Origin of the sequence: Rhodococcus sp. T9N (assembly GCF_024436645.1) — a bacterium.
Taxonomy (GTDB): Bacteria; Actinomycetota; Actinomycetes; order Mycobacteriales; family Mycobacteriaceae; genus Rhodococcus_F; species Rhodococcus_F qingshengii.
On record NZ_JAMSKS010000040.1, the window covers coordinates 1 to 16,811 of the forward strand.

Below are 16,811 nucleotides of genomic sequence, written 5' to 3' on the forward strand. Positions count from 1 at the left end.
CACCAGCGGGGAGAACTACTGGCCGCCTACGGGGAGAACTTCGTGGCCATTGACAGTGCAAGTCAGTGCCGGGGTCGGCAACCAGCCGCCGATCGAGATCGAATGCCGTGGTCGAGTGGTACAACTCCGGCCGGGCGCGACTGTCCGACTGACCTAGTCATCGAGATTGTAGATTTCGCCCCTGGAAGCGTTGCTCACTGAAGGACGAAACGAGCCGGCGATCGATTGTGGTGCACACGCCGGGCGTCACGGATGGACCCTGCCACTGCGTGACTGTGGACCGGATGAATCGAATTCGGGACCGAATCAGTGAAATCCGCCGGCGGGCGAGGGGCTCCGCGTGGAACGCAGTAGGGAGTCGACTTCCTGTTCCATCGACGATGAGAGAAGTTGGACTTCGGAGACCGAATCGTAGTCAGCCGTGATTCCGAATGCGAGTTGATCGTGGTAGCTGAGGATTGCGAATCCGAGTCGCAACCGCACTGCAATCGGTACGTACGGATAGATACCGATGATTTCACGCCCTAGCAGTCGGCCCTTTTCGGTCGGACCCGGAATGTCCGTGACTACGGTGACGATACTTCGCTGAGGAAAGCGCATCGCGAGACGAATGAACCAGGCGGAGGACATGAATGGTGCGTACTGAGCAGCTGCCGTGATCGTTTGTCCACTGCCTGATTCACCGCCGTTCTTGTGCCGGGAGAGTCTGCGGTGGATCGTCTGCAAGCGGTCTAGTGGATCTACGATATCGACGGGAAGGAAGGGAAGCATGAGCGAGACCTGGTTGTGGAACGACGTGGCGGTGTTCGATGCCCGAACAGAAACCGGGACGAGTGTCCTCACGGCATGTCGGCTGACGTCTTCTTTGCGGTGAAGGAGAAGTGAGCGCAGCGAACTGGTCACACACGCGAGCGCAACGTCGTTCACGGTGACATCGAAGGCGGAACAGATAGTTCTTACATCGTGCATTCGCACCTGTGCTGTCCCGTATCGCCGTTGATGTCCGATCGGCCCGTTGAGGGAACCGTTCGCGCTCGGGATCAGCAGATCGCCTGCCAACTGGGCAGTACCCTCCGCGATCCGGACGGACCGGCGAGCCAACCGTTGCGGCGCCCGGAGTGTCGAGCAGTAGAGTCCGATCATTTTGCCGCACAGCGACTCTGGTTCTTTCGGTACTTCCTCGTCCGTTGGCGGTCCGGAGGTGAGAGGTTCGTCGAACAATACGTCGAACAATCGGGCCCCGGTAACACCGTCCATGAGAGAGTGGTGGGCCTTGACCAGGATTGCCCAGCGGCCGTCCTCGAGGCCCTCGATCAACCAGCATTGCCACAGTGGACGATCGCGATCGAGTCGTTCGGACATGATCCACGCGACGGTGTCCGTCAAGTCGTGCATTCGCCCTGGACTCGGCACTCCGATCCGTGTGAAGTGGCGAGCTGGATCGAAATTCGGATCAGGGACCCACGTAGGTGCAGCAAGATCGAGCGGGATGGCGTGAATCCTATCCGCAGCATGGGGGAGGGATCGAATTCGGGTGCTTAGTCTCTCGATCAAGTCGTCGTCGGTGGGTGTGGGTCCTTCGGCGACTACAACCGCGCCTATGGAGAGATTCGCGTGTCGATCGGAGTCCTCGACCTCGAGGAAGGCTGCATCGAGGGGAGTCAGTTTGTCCGACATCGCTATCTCCTTGGTCGACAACGATTTCTACGATTTCGACATCTTCCCGAGATGTCGCTAGGCGTTCAGGTGGGCGGGTTCGTGCGTGACACTTTCGAGGTCTGCAGCGGTCGCCTCGATCAGTTGACGGGCCAAATGGGAAAGAGCACGCGCGACCGCGAGCTCGTCACCGATCTCGGGCACATCGTGATCCGATGGGTTACACCGAGCGAAACCGGATCCGACGATGTGGGTATCGTCCCTCGAGCGAAGGCGTGCGATGGCCCGAGTCCGGTTGCCTTCTTCGGCGGTGTGCTCGTCGATGGTTATGTCGACTGTCCAATGCTTCTCGTTCACGATCAGATTCCTCCTCTGTCGAGGTTCCTGGGTGTCAATTCGGCTGTGGTGGTGTACTTGTCATGTTCCGTTCACGCATCACTGTCGCTTGATGTGCAATCCTCAAGGCCATTTCGAAGCCGGTGTGGTTTCAGCTTCGTCCGGTGAAGATCGGCCGAGTAGAGGCGAACGACGCCAATCGATGGCAAAGGTCACAACCACGCCTCCGTTAACCTGGTCGCTACCATCCAGGAGGTAGATCCCGAGATTGCACGTCGGAGATTTCGGCTGCGATCAGAGACAGTACCGCAGAGACAGAAGCTGCAACGGAGGGTGAAAGTCCGATGCCGTAGCCGGTGTCGTGTGCTTCGATCGTGTAGATCACCACGCGGTGGGGTTCTCGGCCGAGCGCGGCAGCCAAGGCCAGCGCCTCTAGGATGCCCAGTCCGTGTGAGCTGGCGAGTATTCCGGAGTGCTCTCTCGACCAATCCGTGATCCGACGAATTGTTCCGGCAGGTTGCGCCTTGCTGCCGGAAGACGGAGCACAGACTGAAGCGTCGACGATGATCACCAGATCCGACCTTGTCGATGCTTCGAGCAGCCTTGAAGGTTCACTACCGTTGTCGATGACCACGTTCACGCCGGCTCGGTGCTCGCTTTGTATCGTTCGCGCCACCACAGGTCCTACGCCGTCGTCTCGGCGGAATTCGTTGCCGGCTCCGACCACTGTGACAGTCATTTGCGGTTGATTGTCACGTCGAGGAAATGAGTGGCACACGAGATGCAGGGATCGTAGTTTCGGATGGTCCGTTCACACAGTTCGGTCAGTTCGGCGTCTGTCAGCGTGAGGTTCGCGGCGAGGGTGTTGCGGAGGTCGTTCTCGATTGCTGCCTGGTTCTGCGAGGTGGGCGGAATGATTGTGGCCCGCAGGATTCGGCCCTCGGAATCGAGTTGGTAGAGGTGGTACAGCACGCCTCTGGGGGCTTCACTGACGCCGTACCCGGTTGCGGCGTGGGGTGACACGTCGACGTACGGCGATTCCGGGCGGTGATACTCACTTATCAGGCGGAGTGCCTCGTCCACGGCGAACACTGTCTCGACGGCGCGGACCACAATGCTGTGAAACGGGTTGCGACACACTGTTCCCAAGCCGGCCTCGGTGGCCGCTTGACGAGCGGTCTCCGAGAGTTCGGTGGAGTGGAGGCTGTATCGAGCCAGCGGTCCGGTGAGATACGCCTGGCCGTCGAGGTGCGCGTGCAGCGCGGTCGAATGCGGAACTTGCCGTTCCGCGACGTGATCGCAGAATTCCTCCGGCGCGAACGATGATCCGGATGTGGTTGTCAACACGCCGTCTTCGATCGCGTAGCGGCCTGGCTGAGCCAGTGCGAGTAGTTCGGTATCCACCTCGGCATCTGGGATCTCGAAGTGTGATACCCACTGCACGGTCGCGAGAGCATCGTCGAGTGCCCAGCGTAATTGTTCGGCGAGGGGCGCGAGTTCACTGGGCGTCGGCGTTCGGTAGAACCCGCCGAGGCGTACGTTGACCGGATGAATCGATCGGCCACCGATCATGTCGAGAATCGCGTTCCCCGCCTTTTTCAACGTAAGCCCACGTTCGACGTCGGGACGCGCGATACGGGCAAGTTCGATCGCGTCGGACGCGCCCAGGAAATCAGGGGCGTGCAGCAAGTAGATATGCAGTGTGTGACTGGCGATCCACTCGCCGCAATACAGAAGTCGTCGCAGATCGAGAATCGGTTGGGTGAGGTGCGCACCGCATGCTTGCTCGATCGCGTTGCAGGCGCTGACTTGGTAAGCGACAGGGCAGATTCCGCAAATCCTGGACGTGATGTCGGGAGGCTCGCGGAAATCGCGGCCCCGGAGAAATGACTCGAAGAATCGAGGGGGTTCGTAGATGTTCAACTCTGCGGCTTCAACCCGGCCGTGTCGGACCGTGAACGCCAGGCGGCCTTCCCCTTCGACACGGGCGAGGGAACCGAGCGTCAGTCGGGTGGTATCCGTGTTCGTTTCACTGTCCATCTCGCCTGATCCCGTCGAACTCGGGGGAGGCAACGTTGAATGTCGAGAAGACGCGCTCGATACTCTCGCCGGTCATCCCGCGGGTGCGCAGCCACCCCGCCATTGCAATCAAGTTCGGGTGGGTTGATGGACCGAAACATCCATAGCAACCCCTCGACTGTGCCGGACACAGCGCGCCGCAGCCGGAATGGGTCACGGGTCCCAGACACGGTGTGCTGTCGGCGACCATGACGCAGGTGAGGCCACGTCGTTTGCATTCGGCGCAGACACTGGTGTCCGGGATGTTCGGCTTCCGCCCGGTCAGATACGACGAGATCACCTCGAGGAGCTGCCGTCGATCGATGGGGCAGCCGCGTAGTTCGAAATCGACCGGGACATGGTCTGCGATCGGTGTGGACGTCGCGAGAGTGTCGATGTACTCGCCGCTCGCGTAGACCACGGACATGAACTCGGCGATGTCCGCAAAGTTCCGGAGAGCCTGTATCCCACCAGAAGTGGCGCAGGCGCCGATCGTCACCAGATGCCGGGAATTCTCGCGGATGGCATGAATACGTTCGATGTCGGCAGCGGTGGTAATGGAGCCTTCGACCAGTGAGAGATCGTATGGACCGCTTTCCACCTCGCTCGACATCTCGAGGAAATGTGAGATGTGAACGGCGTCGGCCAAAGTGAGTAGTTCGTCCTCGCAATCGAGCAGAGTCAGTTGGCATCCGTCGCAGGATGCGAATTTCCATACCGCCATGGTGGGTGAGGGCATCACAGCTCCTTCACTGCGAGAAGTGGCTCGGCCGCGTGGTAGTCGACTACCGGACCGTCACGACAGAGGAGGAGTTCGCCGAGTTGACAGTGCCCGCACACTCCGGTCCCGCACTGCATGTTCCGTTCCAGTGATACTCGAATATTCTCGCGCTCAACGCCTTGGCCGATCATGGTCCGAGCCGACATCCGCATCATCGGTTCGGGGCCGCACAGCAGTACCGTCGTGCGACCGGGCTCGAGAACGAGGCGGTTCAGGGACTGCGTGACAAATCCGACATGACCCTGCCAGTCAGGTTCTGCCACGTCCACGGACAGCTCGAGGTCGACCAGGTCTCCCCGGCTCCATGTGTCGAGATCTGGGCGGTACAGGAGATCGGATGGTCGGCGAGCACCGACGCTGAGGACAACTCGACGAAATCGACCGCAGGCCTGTGCCTCCAAGACTGCAGAACGTACCGCCGCCAACCCGACGCCTCCTGCAACGACGATCAGATCGTCTTTGGCGGAATCCAGATCCCATCCCGTTCCGAAAGGTCCCCGGACACCTACGATGTCACCGATGGAGGCTTCGTGCAGCGCGCGGCTGACGGCACCGACAGCCCGAACAGTATGAACCACTGTGTGATCGGCGTGAGCTGGGTCCCCACTGATCGACAGCGGAATCTCGCCCACCCCCCGTGCGTAGACCATCATGAATTGGCCGGGGCGGAACCCGGGGAACGACTGCGAGGGCGCGGCCAGGGTCAGGGTCGAGGTATCGCTGTTCTCGTCCCGGCGGGCAACAACCTTGCACGGCGTCGGGACGAGTTGTTCACCGAACATGTTCGCGTGCATAGAGATCGAGCAGGCGCGCGCGTGTTGCCTGCAATCGGTGGAGTAGTGTGTCCGCCAGTATCGAGTAGATCGCCCGTCCGAGATCCGGATCGCTCTCGGCGACAGATTGCAACATGGTGGCGTCGACTTCGACTGCTGTCACGTGAGTGACCGCGGTCGCTGTCCATTGCCACTGTCGAGGTGGGCGGAACCAGGACACACCCAAGATTTCACCGGCAGAAAGTGTTTCGACAGTTTCCTCGCCACGTCCGGGAATTCTGGTGGTGAGCGTAATCCGGCCGGTCCGAAGAAACCAACATCTGTCAGCGGAGTCGCCTTCGTGGAACACCACGGTCCCGGGCGCGAGCTGAACCTCGCGTGAGAAGGCAGCAAGTTCAGACCGTTGATCGTCGGCCAGACCTTCGATTTCTCTTGGGCGCTGCTCGCAGGCGTGATCGTTCATGAGGGACAACCGGTATCGCTGTCGGGTTCCTCAGTCAAAGCGCCGGTTAGGCGTGCCGCTTCCGCCGTGATGTCGATTCCCACTGGACACCAGTCGATGCATCGGCCGCAACCGACGCACCCGGACGAACCGAATTGGTCGTGCCAGGTGCCCAACTTGTGAGAAATCCACTGTCGGTACCGGCTCTCACCACTGACACGTACTGCGCCACCGTGCAGTTGTGAGTAGTCCAGGTCGAAACATGACGACCAGTGCTGCCATCGCTCGACATTGTCGCCCGCAAGATCGGAGACGTCCTCGGTGGTAGTGCAGAAGCACGTCGGGCACACCATCGTGCAGTTTCCGCACGTCAAGCATCGTGACGCGACGTCCGTCCAGACATCGGCGTCCCGTGCGTCGCGGAGCATGCCGCGAAGATCGACGTCTGGCATTTGCCGACCCATGTGATCTGCTGCGTCGGCGACAGCGCCTGCGGCCTCGGTCGTTTCTTCGTCGGTTGCCTGCCTACCGCGGACCAGCGTGAGTATCCGTGATCCTTCCGTGGTGCCGACCCCGGTGACGAATCGGTGGCCGTCGTTGTCGATCCTTTCGGTCAGACACAGGTCGTAGCCGGTTTTGGCCTTCGGGCCGGTGTTCATCGACGCACAGAAACACACGCCGCCGGGTTCCGTGCAGTTGGCTGCGATCACGAAAAGACCCTCGAATAGATTTGTTGCCGCCTTTCCGCCAGCAGAGAGCACTGTCTGGAGTATGCCGATCGCTGCCAGGTCGCACGCACGTACGCCGAGAAATGCGTATCGGACCGGTTCGGTCGGCGGTGCGTGGAATGTATCGTCCGTGGATTGGCTCCAGAGTTGTTGCCGCGACGGGTGCAGGTACTGCTTCCACGATTGCGGGCCGGCGGAGTGACCGAAGACGGCACAATCTGCTCTCCTCCGTAGACGATACAGGCCAGGGGCGGTATCGACACCCCATCCCGTCGGCAATTGATCACCGGAGTCGAGAGTGTCGAGGACAATAGCGCTGTCGCGGACAGTCGGCCCGATGACGCGGTAACCTTCGCTGATCAACACCGTGATCAGCTCGTCAAGTCCGTCTCGGTCGATGACGAATTGTTCGCTGGTCAGGTCGGTGGGAGATCCCGTATCAGTCATGGATCCTCCTTGCGGGCGTCATCGGTATTCCTCCACGTTTGAGCTTCGCGCATGGGCTGCCGGCGCGGGTAGGGGCGAAGGACGGTATTCGATGACAAAAGGCTCTGCCCACTGAAGGCAACGGCACGGTTCAATCGGAAAGTATCCCCAGCCGAATCAGGTGATGATCGATGGCCGCCACTGGCAGCGGAATCGGCACTGCAACTCTCCGGTGTCTCGGACCATCCGACGCGGTTGCTGTTCAACGGTTCCATGAGCATCTTGACCAACATCATTCGTACATGCGGTGGTTCGGACCGCAGCCGAAGCAACTCACCACCTTTTCCGATCAACTGTGCGAGTGCAACGATCGGCGATGCGCTCTGGGTGCCTTCATCGGCGAAGAATTGGTGGGGGTCGGAAGCTATGTTGCGTTGGAAAGGGTTTCGCCGACTACGGTGGAGTTCGCCCTCGTGGTTGCGCAAGGCGACCGGCTGCACGGAATCGGGACTTCGATTTTGAAGCGGCTCGAGGATGAAGCCTACCTGCATGGGGCACGGCGTATGGTGGCCGAAATTTTGGGTGCGAACGCACCGATGCTGCAGGTCATTCGTGACCGTGGTTGGGCGAATTCGCTTCGTCGTGATGGATCAACGCTGCATCTGGAAGTGAAACTACATGGAGCAGAGTGACTCTCGCGTCGTGACGGTGACGATGAACCCGGCACTCGACATAGCGACCAGCGCGCGTACCGTCCACACGACAGACAAGGTGCGTTGTGCGGCACCTCGTCGTGATCCCGGCGGCGGCGGATTGAACGTCGCGCGAGTGCTCCGGGTGCTCGGCGGCGACGTGATGGCAGTGTTTCCCTCGGGAGGTCATTGCGGCCTGGCAGTCGAGGACCTTCTGATCGGTGAACAAGTACGGTATTGGGCCGAGCCCGTCTCAGGATCGACTCGCGAGAGTTTCACCGTGGATGACGAGTCGACAGGTGAGCAGTATCGTTTTGTGTTGCCTGGACCGATTCTCACCGTTGCAGAGGTGGAATCGTGTCTCGTGCGAGTGCGTGAGTTCGCCGTCGATTCCGGATATGTTGTCGTGAGCGGCAGTTTGCCACCGGGGGTGGGTGCAGGTTTTGTTCAGCGGTTGGTCGATTACCTGGAGGGAACCGGGGCGCGGCTGGTTGTCGACACCTCTGGCGCTGCATTGCGCGCATTGAACAGTGGTGTCTTTCTTGTCAAGCCGAGTATCCGCGAGCTTCGTGAATGGGTCGACCGCCCCCTCGAGACTCGGGTGGAGCAAGTCGACGCGGCGAGAACTATTGTTGCGCAGAAGGTTGCGGAGGTGGTGGTCGTTTCGCTTGGAGCCGCTGGAGCCTTGCTGGTGACTGCCGACATGTGTGAGTGTGTGCCGTCGGTGGACGTCGTATCGATCAGTGGTGTGGGCGCGGGGGACAGCATGGTTGCGGGGATGGTGTATTCGCTCATCCATCAGCGTTCGCTGATGGATGCGGTTCGGTTCGGTGTTGCAGCCGGGGCTGCGATGTTGAAGACCCCAGGGACGGCACCGTGTTTACCAGCCGACGTGGAGGTCTTCTACGAACGGATTCGGGCACGGGCTGATCGGGGAGTGGTCCGATCCGACTAGGTGCCGATGCTCAGTCAAGCCATCGACTCGGATGTCGGCGTCCGCTCGAACGAGCTCGGGCGAGGATGATTCGTCGTTCAGCGACCGCGATTGCATGGCGAGCGGTGTCAACTGCGTCCGGGGTCACGGAAACCGACGTGATGCCTTGCCTCACGAGGTGTTCGGCCAGAGTTGGGTTGGTTGACACTGCCTGTCCGCACAGTGAGGTCGTCATGCCCGCGAGGGTGGCACGCTCGATGATGGTGTCGATGGTTTCGAGGACGGCAGGATCCATGGTGTCGAAGAGTTCTTGGCAAATCTCCGAATCCCGGTCGACTCCGAGCACCAGTTGAGTGAGATCGTTGGTGCCGATCGACACTCCGTCGATGCCCATTGCCGCGTACCTGGGAATCCAGTGGGCAACCGAGGGTATCTCAGCCATCACCCATCGAAGCATCCGGTGGTCCGCCCCGAGCGGGTGGGCATCCAATTGTGCCAAACAGCGCGCGAGCTCCCATTCGGTGCGAACGAAGGGAATCATCAAGTGCACGTTCGGATAGTTCTTTCGCGTTTCGGCGATGACATCGAGATCGAGCGCGAACAATTCCGGTTCCCGCACGTAGCGAAAACAGCCTCGGTAGCCGATCATGGGATTGTCTTCGTGGTGTTCGATGTCACCACCTTCGAGATGTGCAAACTCGTTGGTGCGGAGGTCTATTGCGCGGTAGATGACCGGTCGGGCTCCGAAAGCGGCGGCAATACGTGACAGGGCAGAGGACATTTTGGCCACGTACTCTCCGTGGAGACCTCGGGCGATCATCGTGTGGGGATGCAGCCCTTCAAGAGCGTCCATGATCAGGAATTCAGCTCGCAAGAGTCCTACTCCGTCGACGTCTGTGTCGGCTGTCCGTTCTGCAGCTTCGGGAGTCGCCAGGTTCACGTAGACGGATGTCGCGGTTGTCGAACGGGGTGTCGGCATTGTCCTCGGCATGGTGGTGGTCGCATTTTTCGAGGAGTCGGCGGTTGCGGAATCTGCAGCAATGACCGTTCCTGCAGTTCCGTCGACTGTGATCAAAGTCCCGTCTGCAAGATCCTTTGTTGCCGTGCGTGTTCCGACGACAACCGGTCGGCCGAGTTCGCGGCCCACGATAGCTGCGTGGCAGGTAATGCCACCGCCGTCGGTGACGATGGCGGCGGCTCGTCGGAGAACCGGTAACCAGTCCGGTCGCGTCATCGGGGCCACCAGTATTTCGCCGTCGACCAAATCACGACCGTCGGCCACTGAACGCAGGACTCGGACGCGTCCGGTAGCAGTTCCCGGCCCGGCGCCCAATCCCTGGGCGAGGACACGTGCTTTTTCGCCGACGTCGTGTTGGGCCTCGGCCAGTGCTTCCGGTTGCTCGGAAAGGGTGGTGATCGGGCGTGTCTGGACCAGCCACAGTTGTCCTCCGCTGTAGGCGAATTCGAGGTCTTGTGGTCGCCGGTAATGTTCTTCCACGGCTGCGGCCAATGCTGCGAGCTGGTGGATCTGGTCGTCGGTAAGGATCTGGTGTTCGCGTTGTGAGAGAGGTATTTCCGACGCCTTTTCAGTCTCTTCGGACAGCGAGATCGCGAATGCCTGTGAACCGATATGCACATCGATGATGTCGAAGTCAGGTTTCGACACTACGTAAGTGTCTGGTTCCACTTGTCCACCCACTACGACTTCCCCCAATCCGGTGGCAGCTTCGATGACCATGCGGTCCCGCGCACCGGTGCGCGGGTCGGCAGTGAATACGACTCCCGATTGGTCCGAGTCGACCATCAGTTGGACGACAACTGCCAGCGACGGCTCGTCCGCAACGCCTTGGAGATTGCGGTACGACAATGCTCGATCCGACCATAACGATGCCCAACACTGCCGTACGGCATCGATCAAGCCTTCGTCACCGGCGACATTTGTGAAACTTTCGTGAATGCCCGCGTACGAGGTATCGGACGCGTCTTCTGCGGGAGCGGACGAACGGACCGCTACTCGCGTACCTGAAGGCCCCAGCGCGCGATAGGCGTCGATGATCTGCTCTTGCAGTGCTTTGGGCACGAGTGATGCTGTGACTGCCTCCTCGGCGCTGCGGGTAGACGGTAGTTCCCCTGATTTCAGGTCGTCTCTCAACCCGGAAGCTTCCATGGCGTCGAGATAGCCGCAGGTGGTGATTACGAACCCCGGCGGAACCGGAAAGTTCGATCGCCTCAGTTCGCCGAGATTCGCGGCTTTGCCGCCGACGGTCGGTGCGTCTTCGGGTCCGACGGCGTCGATCGGTACTACCCACCGGCGTCTGGCATCTATGGAACTCGCTTTCATGAGCTCTCCCGTCCGAGTGCTATGCGCGTGGGTTAGCGAGCGACAGTGTTCAGCAAACCCTTTCCCGCATCAGGTCTACAGAGGCGGAAGTCACTCCGCTCGGGGCCGATTTCCAGTGCGCAGGATGCCGAAGACACTTCCGGTTCACGGTCGATGTTTGTCACGCTGGGGACATCGGTTCGTCGCATTCCTGCGTTCGCGAGATCGGACGTCCAGCGGGATAACCAGAGGAGAATTGTCATGCGTGCACGAGACATCATGAGTAGCCCTGTGACGACAATCGATCAGGCGCGAAGTGTAGGTGACTGTCTACGAGAGATTGCGCGGTCAGGTTTTTCGGCACTCCCAGTAGTCGACGAGCAGAAGCGACTGGTCGGGATCGTGTCCGAAGGCGATCTTCTCAGAAGTGGGTTCGAACGACTGTCACAGGAACACGCGACCGAGTCGACCGAACAATCCGTCGCTGACGTGATGACACAACCCGTGGTGGCAATGACCGAAGATGTCGTGGTCAATGACATCGCATCCGAGATGCTGCGTTCTGGGCTGCGCGCGGTTCCGATCGTTCGTGAGAGGGACGTAATCGGAGTGGTGACCCGCCAGGATTTGATCGGACTGCTGGCCCTGGACCCCGATCGGATCGCTGACGAAGTGCGCCATCGACTTGACGTCTATGGCGGGCCCGACCGATGGGCAGTGGGTTATGTCGACGGAATGCTGACAGTCAGTGGGATTTCCGACGATGATCCCGAGCGAGGTGTCGTGACTGCACTTGCTTCGACCGTTCCAGGCGTTGACGAGGTTCGATTGAGGCCTTGAGAATCGCCAATCCTTGAAGGATTACGCCGACGAGTGAATCGAGTGGCCATGAGCGGCGCAAACGAGCGATCGATGACGCAGACCGACCTGATGTCTTGGCGGATGGAGGCCGATCCGGTCCTCCGCTCGACAATCGTCTCGATCATCGTGCTGGACAGGCTCCCGGATCACGAACGATTGACCGCCGCGATGAACCACGCCATCGATGTAGTTCCGATCTTCAGGTGTAAAGCGGTTGCGCGACAATTTCCGTGGAGTCCACCACGTTGGGTGGATGACGCGGACTTCGACCTGAGTTGGCACCTTCGAAGGTCTTCCGTGCCACCACCAGGTGGGTGGAAAGGCGTCCTGGATTTTGCCCGCATGAGCGGGATGGCAGCCTTCGACAAGGATCGTCCGTTATGGGAGCTCACCGTGCTCGATGGGCTAGGCGGCGGTGCAACAGCGCTGGTAGTCAAAGTTCATCATTCCTTGACCGACGGGGTCGGGGGTATGCAACTGACACGCGAAATTACCGATGACACGCGGACTGGCGGATCAAGTCAGGACGGCCACGAATTCAGGCCACCTGTTGTTCGTTCCACACCAGGAGACTCACGTGCGGCGATGACCGAAGCGGTGGCCCGAAGTGCCGCGCACGCAGTGCGCCATCCCGCCGCTACGATGCACGACGTCGTACGAATCTTCGGATCGACGGCGCGTATGACGCGACCGGCGACCAGAACGATGTCGCCAGTGATGACTGCTCGGAGTACGCGCCGCGGTTTCGGTGTGATCGAATTTCCGGTGGCGGCACTGACCACTGCAGCGGCGGGCACACAATGCTCGGTAAACGACGCGTTCTTGTCTGCACTTCTACTGGGCATGGCCGGCTACCACAGAGGCCACGGTGACGTACCGAATCAACTGATGGTGACGTTGCCGATCAGTCTGCGTGACAGTCGTGATCCGCTGGGAGGCAACCGAATCACGCTTGCAAGGTTTGCTCTTCCGGTCGATATTGCAGATCCGGAGAAATTGATCCGTCGTGTTCACGCCATCGTAGAAAGTTGGCGGAACGAGCCGGCGATTCCGCTATCTCCTCACTTGGCCAGAATGCTGAACTTGCTGCCGGTCGCGGTCACATGCGACATGCTCAAGCACATGGATTTTGTTGCATCCAACGTCGTTGGTTCTTCGACACCGTTGTACCTCGCCGGTGCGCGGATAATTCGCCAATTCGCATTCAGTCCTACCCTCGGATCGGCTTTCAACGCGACTTTGATGTCTTACGACTCGCACATGTGTGTCGGGATCAACGTCGACGTGAGAGCAGTTCCGGACCAACCCGCATTGATGACAGCCGTCGCCGAAGGGTTTAGAGCCGTGCTGGCACTTGGGTCTCGGCACACAGACGCCACCGTGACAACGTCGTACTGACAGCTTGGGCGTGTGTAATGGTTCGAGATCGAGCATCGGCTCAGGCAGTTGAACGTGCCGGTAACTTGACAGAGGTGGCGCCGACGTCGCCAGGTGCGGTGCCGACTACATCTCCGACTGTCATTCCGAAAGTCACTCCAGCAGCGATTCCGGTGAGGGAGGGGCAATTGTGGAACCGATCGAGCCATAGGCGATGTGACTCACTCCCACCGGATTCGGCCGACACCCCCAGCGATAACCGGTTCAACGCGCTGCGCATTTCCGCGGTGTACAGCCGCATCGACGCGAACACCGAATGTGCCGCGGCGCAATGCCCAGCAAAAGACGAATGCGTAACCGATGAAGGGCTTCTCGAACGAAGAGGACGCGCCCACGCGCACGATGAGGTCTCGGATAGTCCGACTGTTCTCTACCTGTCCATTGACGCTTTGTGTGGCGCTTCGATCTGTAGGCCCCAGAGTCCCAGTCCCATGATTCACGTTGGAAGTGTTCCGCGCTGCATTCGCCATGCAAACACGAAAGTGCCGCTGAGACTTGGCGATGCCAGAGTTGCTCTTTCACGTTGCGTGATCAGGCCAGTGCCCACGTTCCGTCGAGGCAGCAAAGCGTACGTCGATCAGGTAGGCGTTGCTGCCGCGAAGACGCTCGGTGCGAGTACCCCCAGCATTCGTCGACGTAAGGCTGGATTCGAATGGCCCAAACCAAGGGCAGAACCACGGGAGCGCACTCGCACTGACTTAGGCCGACACAGCGGCCAGGACACTGAACACCAGACCCGAACATGCAAGTGCGGCCCCGAAGGCAACTGAGCCGGCGAGTGGAAGTCAATCTGCGGCGATTGATGCTGACCTGCCTCAGGTTGGCGCTGAACATCGCCGTACATAGCATCCATCCGGACCGAACCCGGCGACTCGACTCCGTAGCCCGCTACCTGCAAGATCTGGGTTTCGACAACCTCGAAGCGAACGGCGCAGCCCAGACTCATCCCCCGGTGGGTGGTATGTCGACCGGTCATTGACGTCATCAGCTCACCTGACCCGACTCCGTGCGATTGCATCGATGATGTTCCGCGTTCGAGCCACTGGTGCTCTGTGCGAGTGCGCGTCGAATCAGATGGTGGCAGGCTTGTCGACATCGAAAGATTTCGTATCAACACTAATCCCCGAAACGCGATGCCGTCTCGAATCAGCGACCTCGTGCAACCGTCGGCCGGACGGGGCACCGGCTCGTTTCCGCGAGTGCTGCGCGTCAATGTCGAGCACCCCGTGGACCTTTGATTCCAGGAGATGCGGTCAGACGTCGGTACAGGTGGGATCGGTTAGCAGCTCGTCTTCGCCCGTCGAGTCATCTGTCGAGCTCTCCTGGCGTGTGACCCGCAGTACCCGCAGAGACGCCGCTAGGCCGAGGGCGAGGAATGCGATCGCTGCGACCATCGCCCATTGAGTGGCTGAGGCGAAGGCCTCGGACAACTGATGGATGACCTCGTCGGGGCCGTGACTCGCGCGTAGGCCGGCGATCGCGCCGCCCGCGGATTCTCGGGTGGCGTCGGTGAAGTTCTCCGCGGAACCCTGGATACTGCCGAGGTAGTGGGCCAGTCCGATCGACAGGACCGCGCCGACGACTGCGGAGCCGAGCGCCGAGCCGATCTGTCGAACGGTGCTCTGCGTGGCGGAGCCCTGCCCGGACAGGTCTACCGGTATATCGGACAACACGGTGCTGGTAAGTTGCGCGGACGCCAGGCCGAGGCCGACACCGTAGATCACGAGCACTGCACCGACCGTGACAGGGGAGACGTCCGAGCTGATGACGAGTACGAGTGCCAACACGCCGATGATCTCGAGGACGACGCCGACAACGACTGTGCCGGCTGCACCGATCGCAGCCGCCAGGTGACGGGCCATGGTGCCGGAGAGAAAGGCGCCGGCTGCCATCGTTGCCAGTACGAAGCCGGCGCCGAGGGTGCTCAGGCCGATGGCATTGATCAGGAACAGTGGCAGCGCGAAGATCAAGCCGAACTCGCCGACCGCGATCATCATCGCGGCGATGTTCCCCCAGCTGAAGGTGGGGGTGTAGAACATGTGCAGATCTAGAAGTGCGGACCGATTGACTCTGGCACGGTGGCGTTCCCAGAACACGAACAGCGTCAACACTACGGCAGCCAGGAGTAGCAGGATCGGCACGATCGAGAGGGGCATGTCCGCAGACCACGTCATACCGAAGAGGCTCAAGTCTTTGAGTGGCTTCCACCAGCCGAGGGTGCTGCCCTCGATGATCGCGAAGACGAGTGCACCGAAGCCGATCGCACTGAGCAATAGCCCATCCACGTCGAAGCCGGGGCGGGAGTCGCCGGAGCGGGTCTCGGGGATCACAACCAGCGCTGCGACTATCAATACAAGGCCGATGGGGATGTTGACGTAGAAGATCCACTGCCAGCTGAACGAGCTGGTAAGCCAGCCGCCGAGCAGCGGGCCGAGTGCGGCGGCGCCGGCCATGACCGCCCCCCAGACACCGAATGCGGCGGCCCGATCCTTTCCGCGGAAGGTCGCGTTGACTGTCGAAAGTGTGGACGGGAGGATGCACGCGCCACCAACGCCCTGCAGTGCACGCGCGGAGATGAGCATCTCGGCGCTCCCGGACTTGGCCGCCCAGAGGCTGCCGGCGAGGAACAGAGCGATGCCGACGAGGAAAATATTGCGCCGGCCCAGGCGATCGCCGAGGTTGCCAGTGGTCAGCAATAGCGCGGCGAACACGATCGCGTAGAGCGAGTTCACCCACTGTGCGTCAGTAATGTTCAGGTGCAGGTCGTCGATGATTGTCGGGAGGGCGACGGCCACAATAGTGCCGTCCATGACGATCATCGCCAGGCCCAGCGCGAGTACGACGAGGCTCCACCACTTGGATATGCGTGGGGCAGGAGAGAGCGCTGAGGCCGATGCGTTTTCCGTCACGGGGTCACACTACGGTTCACCGTGGACGGAGCGCATCAATCGAAAGTTGTACAGTGCTCCAGCAGTCGAGGTTGACGTCGGACCGAATTCGGCGCCAGCATTCCATAATCCACCTGTGCGCGGCGATCGCGCAGTGGTTGCATGGTTCGACGAATTGGGAACTGGGGTTCGCGTGGACGGATTGGGTGGGGCCGATCAGTGGCGACACGGATGTTGGCGTGCGATTGCACGGTCCTCGGATCTTGTTGGACGAGAATGGTGTTCGGCTCGAGTGCGGTAGGGAAGTGAGAACGGCGACGGTTCCGCAGCGGCGGGCGTTGGCGGTGCATGATGGTGGGTGTGCGTTTCCGGGGTGTGAAAGCCGTCGGAATAATGCCCCGGAGCATACGCTGGCATTTTCGTGTGAGATATTGTCAAGACCTGTGGATGAGGGTGTTTCAGGCGACCTCCGTTTCGCT

The 16,811-nt window shown here is 60.5% G+C and carries 15 protein-coding genes and 1 pseudogene; 6 read left to right on the plus strand and 10 right to left on the minus strand.

Translation table 11 applies throughout. The features are described 5' to 3' along the window. Positions 1–306: 306 nt before the first annotated feature. The 8 genes from M1L53_RS32250 to M1L53_RS32285 form a co-directional block, all read right to left on the minus strand. The gene (locus M1L53_RS32250) at positions 307–1,677 is read right to left on the minus strand and encodes a wax ester/triacylglycerol synthase family O-acyltransferase (protein WP_054186606.1); all 1,371 of its coding nucleotides are present in this window, start codon (positions 1,675–1,677) and stop codon (positions 307–309) included. Between the two features lie 57 nt (positions 1,678–1,734). Further along, complete coding sequence (locus M1L53_RS32255; protein ID WP_020907966.1) at positions 1,735–2,013, minus strand: DUF1876 domain-containing protein; 279 nt, start codon at positions 2,011–2,013, stop codon at positions 1,735–1,737. A gap of 220 nt (positions 2,014–2,233) precedes the next feature. After that, positions 2,234–2,731, minus strand: coding sequence for a hydrogenase maturation protease (locus tag M1L53_RS32260; protein WP_020907965.1), 498 nt, complete (start codon positions 2,729–2,731; stop codon positions 2,234–2,236). After that, positions 2,728–4,032 (minus strand): Ni/Fe hydrogenase subunit alpha, encoded by a 1,305-nt coding sequence (locus M1L53_RS32265; RefSeq protein WP_054186605.1) that lies wholly within the window; start codon positions 4,030–4,032, stop codon positions 2,728–2,730. Before M1L53_RS32265 ends, M1L53_RS32260 begins: the two co-directional genes overlap by 4 nt. Beyond that, positions 4,022–4,789, minus strand: a complete 768-nt coding sequence (locus M1L53_RS32270; protein ID WP_054186604.1) for an oxidoreductase — start codon at positions 4,787–4,789, stop codon at positions 4,022–4,024. Before M1L53_RS32270 ends, M1L53_RS32265 begins: the two co-directional genes overlap by 11 nt. Then, positions 4,789–5,613 (minus strand): FAD/NAD(P)-binding protein, encoded by an 825-nt coding sequence (locus M1L53_RS32275; RefSeq protein WP_054186603.1) that lies wholly within the window; start codon positions 5,611–5,613, stop codon positions 4,789–4,791. Before M1L53_RS32275 ends, M1L53_RS32270 begins: the two co-directional genes overlap by 1 nt. Beyond that, the gene (locus M1L53_RS32280; protein WP_054186602.1) at positions 5,603–6,067 is read right to left on the minus strand and encodes a Crp/Fnr family transcriptional regulator; all 465 of its coding nucleotides are present in this window, start codon (positions 6,065–6,067) and stop codon (positions 5,603–5,605) included. Before M1L53_RS32280 ends, M1L53_RS32275 begins: the two co-directional genes overlap by 11 nt. Then, positions 6,064–7,221 carry a 4Fe-4S dicluster domain-containing protein gene (locus M1L53_RS32285; protein WP_054186601.1) on the minus strand — a complete coding sequence of 386 codons (1,158 nt, stop codon included), beginning with the start codon at positions 7,219–7,221 and terminating at the stop codon, positions 6,064–6,066. Before M1L53_RS32285 ends, M1L53_RS32280 begins: the two co-directional genes overlap by 4 nt. 281 nt (positions 7,222–7,502) lie before the next feature. Between M1L53_RS32285 and M1L53_RS32290 the strand changes: the two genes are divergently transcribed. Together M1L53_RS32290 and M1L53_RS32295 are read left to right on the plus strand one after the other, a co-directional pair. Continuing rightward, positions 7,503–7,892: a GNAT family N-acetyltransferase gene (locus tag M1L53_RS32290; RefSeq protein ID WP_231915776.1), complete on the plus strand. Its 390-nt coding sequence runs from the start codon at positions 7,503–7,505 to the stop codon at positions 7,890–7,892. Then, positions 7,879–8,847 (plus strand): 1-phosphofructokinase family hexose kinase, encoded by a 969-nt coding sequence (locus tag M1L53_RS32295; protein WP_054186599.1) that lies wholly within the window; start codon positions 7,879–7,881, stop codon positions 8,845–8,847. The genes M1L53_RS32290 and M1L53_RS32295 overlap by 14 nt, the downstream gene beginning before the upstream one ends. 10 nt (positions 8,848–8,857) lie before the next feature. Here M1L53_RS32295 and ppsA read toward each other — a convergent pair whose 3' ends face one another. Then, on the minus strand, positions 8,858–11,167 hold the full coding sequence (gene ppsA, locus M1L53_RS32300) for a phosphoenolpyruvate synthase (protein ID WP_054186598.1): 2,310 nt from the start codon (positions 11,165–11,167) through the stop codon (positions 8,858–8,860). 240 nt (positions 11,168–11,407) lie between these two features. Here ppsA and M1L53_RS32305 point away from each other — a divergent pair, with 240 nt between their 5' ends. The 3 genes from M1L53_RS32305 to M1L53_RS32315 all read left to right on the plus strand — a co-directional run bounded on the left by M1L53_RS32305 (position 11,408) and on the right by M1L53_RS32315 (position 14,423). Then, positions 11,408–11,986: an HPP family protein gene (locus M1L53_RS32305; RefSeq protein WP_054186596.1), complete on the plus strand. Its 579-nt coding sequence runs from the start codon at positions 11,408–11,410 to the stop codon at positions 11,984–11,986. Between the two features lie 72 nt (positions 11,987–12,058). After that, complete coding sequence (locus M1L53_RS32310) at positions 12,059–13,405, plus strand: wax ester/triacylglycerol synthase domain-containing protein (protein ID WP_232318949.1); 1,347 nt, start codon at positions 12,059–12,061, stop codon at positions 13,403–13,405. A gap of 817 nt (positions 13,406–14,222) precedes the next feature. After that, complete coding sequence (locus tag M1L53_RS32315) at positions 14,223–14,423, plus strand: hypothetical protein (RefSeq protein WP_054186594.1); 201 nt, start codon at positions 14,223–14,225, stop codon at positions 14,421–14,423. 274 nt (positions 14,424–14,697) lie between these two features. Here the strand turns inward: M1L53_RS32315 and M1L53_RS32320 are convergent, their stop codons facing one another. Further along, positions 14,698–16,353, minus strand: a complete 1,656-nt coding sequence (locus tag M1L53_RS32320; RefSeq protein ID WP_054186592.1) for an MFS transporter — start codon at positions 16,351–16,353, stop codon at positions 14,698–14,700. Positions 16,354–16,511: 158 nt separating this feature from the next. On the opposite strand from M1L53_RS32320, the pseudogene M1L53_RS32325 reads away from it, so the two are divergent. Further along, a pseudogene (locus tag M1L53_RS32325) lies at positions 16,512–16,709 on the plus strand (HNH endonuclease); the annotation flags it as partial. Between the last annotated feature and the right edge of the window lie 102 nt (positions 16,710–16,811).